This window comes from Oleiphilus sp. HI0128, assembly GCF_001635365.1.
In genome coordinates this window covers 1-280 of record NZ_LWGG01000535.1, presented here as the reverse complement: position 1 = coordinate 280, position 280 = coordinate 1, and the positions used below count along the sequence as shown (strand labels likewise).

The 280-nt window shown below is 46.8% G+C and carries 1 protein-coding gene; it reads left to right on the top strand.

Annotation, left to right across the window (positions count from 1 at the left end):
- Window positions 1-280, top strand: a 280-nt coding sequence (locus A3763_RS28325) for a hypothetical protein (protein WP_197482810.1), incomplete at both ends; no start/stop codon positions are given.

Genomic DNA, 280 nt, shown 5'->3' with positions numbered 1-280 from the left:
CACAATCCGACTTGGCTAATCGAGACCCAAGTGGTGAGTCAAACACCTTTACCGAGTGGCTATACGCAACCCTTACTCCTGATATTAGCTTTGGTGACGGCGCCAAAGACAATGAAGATCTCAATGCGTTTGAAAAGCTACCACCTCTGCCACCAAGGCAGGACCCATTAACGAAGCGGGAGCCAAAACAAACGCTAAGTAAATCGGATATCGATGGTGTCTATGGTATCGCCAGTTTCTTCACTGACTCAGATTTGAAAACACTCAACGCTCACTATAG